The organism is Streptococcus taonis, from assembly GCF_029948085.1.
Lineage (GTDB): Bacteria > Bacillota > Bacilli > Lactobacillales > Streptococcaceae > Streptococcus > Streptococcus taonis.
This window is the reverse complement of record NZ_JARZZP010000006.1, coordinates 121,893-131,583: the sequence shown is the minus strand read 5'-3', so window position 1 is coordinate 131,583 and position 9,691 is coordinate 121,893. Positions and strand designations below refer to the sequence as shown.

Sequence of the window (9,691 nt, the reverse complement as noted above, 5' to 3'; positions counted from 1 at the left end):
GAACAAGACCCAAATGATGAATCAGTCGAAGTTTTACTTGAAAAAATACGAGCAGAAAAACAAAAACTCTTTGAAGAAGGCAAGATTAAAAAGAAAGATTTGGAGATTTCTATTGTTTCCCAAGGAGATGATAACTCTTATTATGAGCAGTTACCGAGAAACTGGATGCTTTCAACTCTAGATAGTGTCTCCAATCTCTACACTGGAAATAGTATTAACTCTACTGAAAAGAAAAAATATTTTTCTGGAGTAGATGGGATTAATTATATTGCTACCAAGGATGTCAATTTTGATAACACTATTAATTATGATAACGGCATTAGAATTCCCGATAACTATTTGTCAAAATTCAAAATTAGCTATTTCAATTCTGTATTGCTGTGCTTAGAAGGTGGCAGTGCTGGACGCAAAATAGGATTGTTGAAACAAGATGTCTGCTTTGGTAATAAGTTGTGTAATTTATCATTTTACTACGGAGAAAATAAATTTCTTTATTATTTTCTTCAAAGTCCACAATTTTTAAGTGATTTCCAAGAAAATAAATCTGGAATAATTGGAGGTGTTAGTAAAAATAACTTGGGGAACATATTGATTCCTGTATTACCTAGAAATGAACAAATGCGTATTATTCAGGAAATTGACTTACTTTTTCAAAAAGTTTCTCAACTTTTTGAGTAATAAGTTCCTGTTCCTCAAAAGGAGCTAACGGAATTAATAGCTCGCTCAGTGTAGTTTTAGGAATATTATATAAAGCTTGACCTGATAGTTTAGTTATTGCTTTCAATTGTTTATAAAATAACGGAGAGGACAAGTTAAATAATAGAAATTTTGAAATAATCTCTGAACTTTCGAATGGTGTTAATTGGAAAATAAATCCTCCAGCCACAACACCATCATAGTCTTTATCGATTCTTGCAAACTTTCCAATATGTTCTAAAGAGGTTGATACAGGTGTTATTAGCTGATTATGTTTTAAATAAACTTGCTCAGAGGAGATGAATTGTGTATCAATGTAGTAATCATTATCCAAAAGAGAAAATTCTAAAGGCTTAATATTACCACCACGTATAATTCTAACACCTTTATTATTAATGCTTAAATCGCCCTTCTTGTAAGAAAGACCTGTATTTATTGAAAAAATATCTTTTATTTTTATAACAACCCAATTCATAGGTATATTCCCATAATAAGAGCCACAATCACAAAAAAATAGCAGATAGTCAATTTGACCACCTGTTATTTTTTTTACCAATTAACAATTTTATCTACAATATTTTGTTGTTCGGTAGCTGTTTTTCTTAGATAAATTCGAGTAGTTTCTATACTTTCATGTCCCATCAAATCTGCTAGCAAAGCAATATCGTTATACTTCGCTAAAAAATTCTTAGCAAATAAATGTCTAAAAGAATGAGGATAGACTACTTTAGAATTCATTTTGTATTTATCTGCATAATTTTTTAACTGTTGAGCAACTCCTCTTGCTGTAATTGGTTCGTTAAATTTATTCAAAAATAAATAACCACTTCGGCGATTTTCTGATTCTAACCAACTAAGACAACTATTTCTTAATTTTTTAGGAATGTACAGTCTACGAATTTTACCACCTTTTGAGTAAATGTCAAAATAACCGATTTCTACATGCTCTACTTTTAGTTTAATAAGTTCACTTACACGAGCCCCAGTTGCACCTAAAAACCAAACGACAAAATGCCATTTTAAAATACCATCTTTTTTCAAACTACGTTTAAGAAAAAGGTAATCAGCATGGCTAATGACATCTTCTAAAAACGGTTTTTGCTGTACTTTGACAAATTTTAATTTCAAATCATCATGACCAATAAAAGCCAGATATTTATTTACTCCTTGTAGTCGCAAATTGACAGTTTTAGGTTTAAAATTGTCTAATAAATATCCTTTGTATTCAAATAATTCTTCCATTTTGAGTTCGTAATTCTCCAAGAAAAATCGAACACCATAAAGGTACGAACGCACAGTATTTTCAGCTAAACCAGCTTTCTTCAAATGTAATTCAAAATCTTTCAACGCAAAACTCCTATCTTATGTTTGATAGAAATTCCACCGCACGTAAAACTATTATACTAAATTAGTCGATTAATTTGTGAGAATATTTGAGTGATTTTACTTGATATACGTTTTTGTTCTTGGATTGGAGGAAGGGCGACTATAAGTTCTTTAAATAACGTTTTATTAAGATGAGGGATCGCAGATCCAGTTTTTGAATTTTTTAAAAGTTCTTTTTTACTGTCTATATATAAATCTATATATTTCTTTGACCCAGCTTCTAGATAGTGAATTTTCTTAAACGTTGACCCCATATATCCATCATGAGGTATTATAAATAACTCTCCTGAATTTTCTCCATCTACAAGAATTACTGTATCTTTTGAATGTACTTTATTGCCTTTTTCTTTAAATTCAGCATCCTTAATCCCTCGTAAAGTCTTTGCATCCCAATAAATAAGATGTTCATTTTGTTGTTTAGTTCCATTATCCAATTGCAATAAATTTTTTAATTTCAAAAGTTGCCAAGTATTTGGTACTTCATCATAATAAGAGTTATCATCTCCTTGGGAAACAATAGAAATCTCCAAATCTTTCTTTTTAATCTTGCCTTCTTCAAAGAGTTTTTGTTTTTCTGCTCGTATTTTTTCAAGTAAAACTTCGACTGATTCATCATTTGGGTCTTGTTCTACTATTTTTCCTTGCATAGCATATTGAAGAATAGATTTTTTTAGTTTATCTGGAAATTCTTTATCTATCTGTTCTAGTCTGTTATAACTTTCAGCATATTCATCTACTTTTTCTAAAGCTGATTCGATTGCTTCTACTATTCGTTGTTGTTCAGCTAGCGGAGGGATAGCAATTAACAATAGATTAAAATTATAATCATTGATTGCAGGATAACTTGTTCCAGTAGATTTATTATTAACACGATTGATAAAATTATCTGATAATAAATAATATTTCAAATATGTTTCGTTAAGTAAAGTATCCAAAACAATAAATGCTGTACTAGCTATCAAATACTCTTTAAGTTCTATAACTACAGCAATATTTTTTAGATATGGTCTAACTGTTGAAAATAAGACACTATTCTGCGAAACTAATTTTCTAGCACGGGAAGGCGCTTGTTCAGGTGAAAGATATTGTAGATTTTTATAGTTGATTATATTCTTTTTTCTATCAATACTAGACGTATCAATATACCTAAAGAATTTCTCTGGCTTATTTTGCCCAAAATTCCAATAAATTGATTTTATCCTCACCCACTTCCAATTCTCAGGAATATCATAAGGAACATCAATTTCTTGAGTGCTTCCATCAGCAAACTTCTCATAATGTTTCCCATCATCACCACGAAATATCTCGGTTTCCTTTTTATCTCGTTTGATTTTTCCTTCACTGATAAGCTTTTCTTTTTCAGTTTTAATTCTCTTTAACAATTCACTTGCAGGTTCGTCATTGGGATTTTGCGGCACTAATTTCCCTTCCATCGCTCTTTGGAGAATGCTTACTTTAAGTTGTTCTGGTGTCATTATTTGTCCTCCAACAACTGCAAAATATCAGCTAATACATTATCAATCTTATGATTTAAAGTTGCTCTTTCCGCTTGATAATTCTGAATCAACTCAAAGGGATTTAAGATTTCTTCTTCCTCTTTTGGAAAACCACACTGGTCTAAATTATAATTCAACTCAGCCAATTCACTAGGTGTAAATGATTTAGATTTGTAGAACTTACCTTCCAGAATCTCTTCACGATTTTCCCACCAGTCACGAACAGGATTGAAGTGTTCTGACTTCATCGGCTTAGTTTTCGAGAAATTTTTATAACCATCTGGCATATCTAAACGATAAAACCAAGTTTCTTCTGTTTTCTTTGTTTTATCAAAGAAAAGAATGTTCGTATGGATTCCTGTATACGGTGCAAAGACACTATGAGGCAACCTAATAATCGTATGCAAGTTGAACTCATCTACCAGTTTTTGTTTTAAGCGAGTTTTTACACCTTCACCAAATAGAAAACCATCAGGTAAAATAACTCCAACACGACCATTTTCTTTCAAACGATACATAATGACAGCCATAAATAAATCAGCCGTTTCAGAACTCCGTAATTCTGCTGGAAAGTTATTTTTTATTGTTTCTAATTCTGACCCTCCAAAAGGTGGATTCATCATAATAATGTCAAATTTTTCATCATCCGTATATTCACGAACATTTTCCTCCAAAGTATTTCCATGAACAATTTTAGGGTCATCAATTTCGTGAAGAAACAGATTTGTAACTGCTAAAAGATGAGGAAATGCTTTCTTTTCAATACCAAAAACAGCTGTATTATATTTTTTGGTATCTTCACTAGTTTTACGTTGACTACTTAAACGGTTCAGAGTCGAAGTCAAGAAGCCTCCTGTTCCGCAAGCAAGGTCTGCCATTGATTCTCCAAGTTTTGGGTCAAGAACTTCGGCGATAAAATCAGTCGCTGCACGTGGCGTATAAAATTCTCCTGAGTTCCCAGCATTTTGAATATCTTTAAGAATTTTTTCGTAAATATCATTAAACGAATGACGATCTTCAGGGCTATTGAAATCAACTTCATCAATAACATTGATGACTTGGCGTAACAAGACGCCATTTTTCATATAGTTGTTCGCATCTTCAAAAGCTGATTTAACAATCGTTTTTCGAATAGGCATATTTGAAGTTATTTCAAGCTCTTTCAACTCTTTGAATAACTTGTTATTGACAAAATCAAGTAATTCATCGCCTGTCAATACCCGTTCCCCATTTTGAGCATGAGCCCAATTCCGCCATTTTAATTCCTCTGGGATAATTGACTCATACTCGTCCTCTTCTAATTCCCAAACCATTTCACGGCTATCATAAATTTTTAAGAATAATAACCAAGACATTTGCTCAATACGTTGAGCATCACCATTAACACCAGCATCGTTTCGAGTGATATCTTGAATTCTTTTTACAAATGATGTAATTGACATACTTTCCTTTCATTAAGCTACTGTAAATAGCTCTTTCTCCAATTCTTTAATTGCTTGTAAATATCGTTTTTTATCTCCAAAATAAGTATTGATGATTTTGAAGGTTCCACCATATATCTGAAATTCTGGAAGTTTTAATGTTTCAATGCTTTCGAGTTCTCCAATACCTTTATCCATGTATTTGTCCAGTAAAATTTCCAAAACAGCACGCGCTTCCTCACTATATTTATATAAATATCCGCTTTGTTTGAGTTTATTAATACGTTCCGTTTTGGTTAATTCTTTTTGACCATAGGCAAGTTTTAGGAGTAAATCAAAATCATCGATTTCTTGTTCTGATATTCCCTCCGACTCTCGAATAGCATCTAGATAAACTCCTTTTTTATAAAGTTCGTCTAAGATAAGCTTCTTTTTATCCGCCGTATGCCAAACTGTGATAAAATCGTTCAAAGTGGCGTAGCTACCTAAGATATTCTTCCGAGTGTAGTCGGTCAGGTTTTCGGTAATCAGTTTCCCGTTTTCGTCCAATACTTGAACAGTAGAATTAAGAATGGTAACCTGCTTATCTGTAACGATATATTTTTCTACTGGGTCACCACCTTCGTTTACAAAACCAGGTGTAGTACCATTGTTTGTTTTTGCGCCCGTTTCCAGAACCTTCACTGGTTCACCATCAAAATCAGGGTCGGCAAACAAATTGGTAACATTTCGAAAATCAATAATCGTAAAAAATTCTTTCCCCTTTTGAGGATAAAGACGTGTGCCACGACCAATAATTTGTTTAAATTCAGTCATGGATTGGATATTAGAGTCTAAAACAATCAAACGACATGTTTTAGCATTAACTCCTGTCGTTAATAATTTAGACGTTGTTACAATAGCGGGAAAATTAGAATTGACATCCATAAAGTTATCCAGTTGAGCTTTTCCTTCAGCGTTGTCACCAGTTACTTGCATGACATAACGATAGTCTTCTTGGACTAAGTCTAGATTCTCTTTGACAAGTGCAGCACGCATTCGTTCGGCATGGTCAATATCAACACAAAAAACAATTGTTTTATCAAATCGTGCATTGTTTTGCTTCATATAATCAGAAACAAACTTGGCAACTCTTTGTGTTCTATCATCAATGACAATGGTTTTGTCAAAATCTTTCCTGCCGTAGTACCTATCTTCTATTAATTGTCCGTTAGAATCAACTTTTCCAGTTTCTGGGCGATAACCATCCACATCCACATCTAAATTAACCCTCATAACACGATATGGAGCCAAAAAACCATCCTCGATTCCCTGTTTTAAACTATAAGTATAGATTGGCTCACCAAAGTATTCTGTATTGGAAGCATTCTTGGTTTCTTTAGGAGTAGCGGTCATCCCAATCTGTGTCGCAGAACTGAAATAATCAATCACCTTACGCCAGTTACTGTCTTCCTTAGCTGAACCACGGTGCGCTTCATCAATTACGATTAAATCAAAGAAGTCTTTGTCAAACTTGTGATAACGTGTTTCAGTTCCATCTTCACCAGTAAGTTGCTGATAAAGCCCTAGATAAATTTCAAAAGAATTTAATTTTTCAGGAGCAGTCAAAAGTTTTGGTGTAATTTTCGTCATTACCTTTTCGAATGGCTTAAAGTCTTCAGCCATCGTTTGGTCTACTAAGATGTTTCTATCCGCTAAGAATAAAACTCGTTTAGCCAAACCAGCTTTTCGAAGGCGATGAATAATTTGAAAAGCCATGAACGTTTTCCCCGTTCCTGTTGCCATCACAAACATTACTCGTTTTTGTCCTCTGGCAACTGTTTCAATAGTACGGTTGATAGCTATTTGCTGATAATAGCGTGGCGTTTTCATTGAGAAGGCATCTGTATAGTATGGAGTTGAGATAGCTTCTGTAATCTCGTACGTCAATCCTTTTTCCTTCGTCATACGAGAAAATAATTCTTCACGAGTAGGGAATTCGTCTAACTCCAGCTCACGTTCTTCTCTCGTGATACGGTCGTGTTCAATAAAGCCATCACCATTCGAAGAATAAACAAATGGAACATCTAAAATCTCTCCATATTCAATAGCTTGTTGTAATCCTGCTCGAACGCTGTGTTTATTATCCTTTGCCTCAACAATTGCAATTCGAGTTCCAAATTGGTAATACAGTGAATAGTCTGATTTTTTTCCTTCTTTGCGACGAGCCTTATCTCCTCTAACCTCAATTCGACCATCAGTGAAGTATTCTTCGTAAGCGATATGCTCACCATTTTTCCATCCTTTGGATACAATAGCAGGAGTGATGAAATTTGCTTTAATATCCTCCTCACTCATTTCTTTCTTAGACTTTATAAACTCAACCATATTGAACCTCCGCATTCTAAAAGTCTACTTCTCCATAAAATAAACTATCAGAACAAATTATACTTCTATTATATCACACTTATAAAAACACTCTGCTGAATTGTTGAAAATAAGTATGCAATATACTTTCGCATTGCGTCGGATTATCTCCGCATAACACCGCTATTTTTCGCCGTTTTCGGCAGGCGACTTATTATAATTCTACAAGCACTTTCAGTCGGGCTGGTGAGCTATTTTTCAAAAATAAATAATCACATTTAAACATTTTGAAAGTATAAAATATCTACATCAGCAGTTCAAAAATTGGCGTAAATTTCACCATAATATTTTTGTTTAAATAAAGATTTTTTTATGTCAAACGGATTTTAACAATGCGGATGCTTCCTGTCTTGTTTCTCTTTTCAGCGCTACTACCGGTTTTCTCAAAGTTACTCAGTGGAAGAGGTTCTTTCAGTTGGGGAATGTTTTTGATTGTTAGCATAGACTGTACTTTATTGATAGTTTTTGCGATTCAGATTTCTTATATTTGTTGGAGATTGTTTCAAAAATGGAAAGAATTATCCGATAAATAAAATCAAGCATGTTTTCTAATTTGGAGGTCAGACAATGAATAGCAAAGTACAATTTCGAATGTTTACCATTTTTGATTTGGATAAGGTAGAAGATTATTTGCATGAGATGTATTTGAAAGGTTGGAAATTTAAATCGAATCGTTTTGGATTTTTCTATTTTGAACAATGCCAACCAGATGATGTGGTTTACTGTGTATGGAATACTAGCTATCTTAGAAAAAATGAGGTAGATTTACAAAGTATTAAGGATAGAAGATGGGAATTTGTGGAAAATTGTTCTTATACTGTTTTTCGAAAGGCAACTTGTGATGTAGATTTAAATGATCAATCTTTCATGGACAATCGTCTTCGATGGGCTGGTGTGAAATCTGGATTTCGTACAGCTACAGTTTCTATCTCTGGCGGTCTAGTTGTTTGTATGAGCCTGTTTCGCGAAAGTCTCTCTCGGTCTTTCTTCATTATTTTTGCCCTATATGCTCTCATGATTACTTATCTAATCTATAGTTTTTACAGACTTAGACGGAAATATCTGCTTGATTGACAATAGTTTCTAGGTCCTCAGACTGATTTTTAGCACTCTTGATAAAAGAGTGCTAATTTTTTGAGTTTTTGTCTTGACATTCTCTTTTAAGGGTGTATAATAGAATCATAAGTTAGCACTTAGATGCGCCGAGTGCTAAAAAAGATCTATCAGAGAGGAGTAGCGAGATGGTTACAGAACGTCAGCAGAATATTTTAAATCTGATTATTGACATCTTTACCAAAACGCACGAACCTGTTGGATCTAAGGCCTTGCAAGAGTCTATCAACTCTAGTAGTGCTACTATTCGAAATGATATGGCAGCTCTAGAAAAGCAAGGTTTGCTTGAAAAGGCACATACTTCCAGTGGTCGGATGCCGAGTGTGGCTGGTTTTCAATACTATGTCAAACACTCCCTATCCTTTGACCGTTTAGCTGAAAATCAAGTTTATGAGATTGTAAAAGCCTTTGATCAAGAATTCTTCAAACTTGAGGATATCCTTCAAGAGGCAACTAAAATCTTGTCAGACTTGAGTGGTTGTACGGTTGTAGCACTAGATGTTGAACCAAGTAGGCAGAAGCTGACAGCTTTTGATATTGTTGTCCTCGGACAACATACAGCACTGGCAGTTTTTACGCTTGATGAGTCTAGAACAGTTACCAGTCAGTTTTTGATTCCGAGAAATTTCTTGCAGGAGGATTTAAATCGCCTCAAGACCATGATTCAAGAGCGTTTCCTGGATCAGACTGTTTTGGATATTCACTACAAGATTCGAACAGAGATTCCGCAGATTATCCAACGTTACTTTACAACAACGGATAACGTCATGGACCTCGTTGAACATATCTTCAAAGAAATGTTCAATGAAAATATCGTGGTTTCTGGGAAAGTTAATCTTTTGAATTTCGCAAATCTAGCAGCTTATCAGTTTTTTGATCAGCCACAAAAAGTAGCTTTAGAAATTCGAGAGAATCTGATTGGCGACCAGATGCAAAGTGTCCGAGTTGCGGATAGTCAAGAATCTTGTCTTGCTGACTTAGCAGTGATTAGCAGTAAGTTCCTGATTCCCTATCGTGGATTTGGAATTCTTGCGATTATAGGTCCGGTTAATCTGGATTATCAACAATTGGTCAATCAACTTAATGTTGTCAATCGAGTTTTGACTATGAAGTTGACGGATTTTTACCGCTATCTCAGCAGCAATCACTATGAAGTGAATTAAAATTGAAATC

General features: G+C 34.0%; 7 protein-coding genes and 1 pseudogene. 3 read left to right on the top strand and 5 right to left on the bottom strand.

Annotation, left to right across the window (positions count from 1 at the left end; all coding sequences use genetic code 11):
• The coding region (locus QEZ38_RS04810) for a restriction endonuclease subunit S (RefSeq protein WP_281335189.1) at positions 1 to 678 on the top strand (678 nt) is incomplete at its 5' end.
• Here the strand turns inward: QEZ38_RS04810 and QEZ38_RS04805 are convergent.
• From QEZ38_RS04805 to hsdR, 5 genes and pseudogenes are all read right to left on the bottom strand, one after another.
• A pseudogene (locus tag QEZ38_RS04805) lies at positions 626 to 1,201 on the bottom strand (restriction endonuclease subunit S); the annotation flags it as partial. The gene QEZ38_RS04810 and the pseudogene QEZ38_RS04805 sit on opposite strands and share 53 nt — an antisense overlap.
• A 44-nt stretch (positions 1,202 to 1,245) precedes the next feature.
• Positions 1,246 to 2,043: a tyrosine-type DNA invertase PsrA gene (gene psrA, locus QEZ38_RS04800; protein WP_281335187.1), complete on the bottom strand. Its 798-nt coding sequence runs from the start codon at positions 2,041 to 2,043 to the stop codon at positions 1,246 to 1,248.
• Positions 2,044 to 2,099: 56 nt separating this feature from the next.
• On the bottom strand, positions 2,100 to 3,557 hold the full coding sequence (locus QEZ38_RS04795; protein ID WP_281335186.1) for a restriction endonuclease subunit S: 1,458 nt from the start codon (positions 3,555 to 3,557) through the stop codon (positions 2,100 to 2,102).
• Positions 3,557 to 5,020, bottom strand: coding sequence for a class I SAM-dependent DNA methyltransferase (locus QEZ38_RS04790; RefSeq protein ID WP_281335185.1), 1,464 nt, complete (start codon positions 5,018 to 5,020; stop codon positions 3,557 to 3,559). Before QEZ38_RS04790 ends, QEZ38_RS04795 begins: the two co-directional genes overlap by 1 nt.
• Positions 5,021 to 5,032: 12 nt before the next feature.
• Positions 5,033 to 7,366: an EcoAI/FtnUII family type I restriction enzme subunit R gene (hsdR, locus tag QEZ38_RS04785; protein ID WP_281335184.1), complete on the bottom strand. Its 2,334-nt coding sequence runs from the start codon at positions 7,364 to 7,366 to the stop codon at positions 5,033 to 5,035.
• A gap of 606 nt (positions 7,367 to 7,972) precedes the next feature.
• Between hsdR and QEZ38_RS04780 the strand changes: the two genes are divergently transcribed.
• Both QEZ38_RS04780 and hrcA read left to right on the top strand, forming a co-directional pair.
• Entirely contained in the window at positions 7,973 to 8,479 is a 507-nt protein-coding gene (locus QEZ38_RS04780; protein ID WP_248034724.1) for a DUF2812 domain-containing protein, read from the top strand.
• Positions 8,480 to 8,646: 167 nt separating this feature from the next.
• A complete protein-coding gene (gene hrcA / locus QEZ38_RS04775; protein WP_049508275.1) occupies positions 8,647 to 9,681 on the top strand; it encodes a heat-inducible transcriptional repressor HrcA in 1,035 nt (344 codons plus the stop codon).
• Positions 9,682 to 9,691 lie beyond the last annotated feature (10 nt).

Coding starts and splice junctions, on each gene's coding strand:
- QEZ38_RS04780 (WP_248034724.1), top strand. CDS start 7,973: ATGAATAGCAAAGTACAATTTCGAATGTTTACCATTTTTGATTTGGAT.
- QEZ38_RS04795 (WP_281335186.1), bottom strand. CDS start 3,557: ATGACACCAGAACAACTTAAAGTAAGCATTCTCCAAAGAGCGATGGAA.
- hsdR (WP_281335184.1), bottom strand. CDS start 7,366: ATGGTTGAGTTTATAAAGTCTAAGAAAGAAATGAGTGAGGAGGATATT.
- hrcA (WP_049508275.1), top strand. CDS start 8,647: ATGGTTACAGAACGTCAGCAGAATATTTTAAATCTGATTATTGACATC.
- QEZ38_RS04790 (WP_281335185.1), bottom strand. CDS start 5,020: ATGTCAATTACATCATTTGTAAAAAGAATTCAAGATATCACTCGAAAC.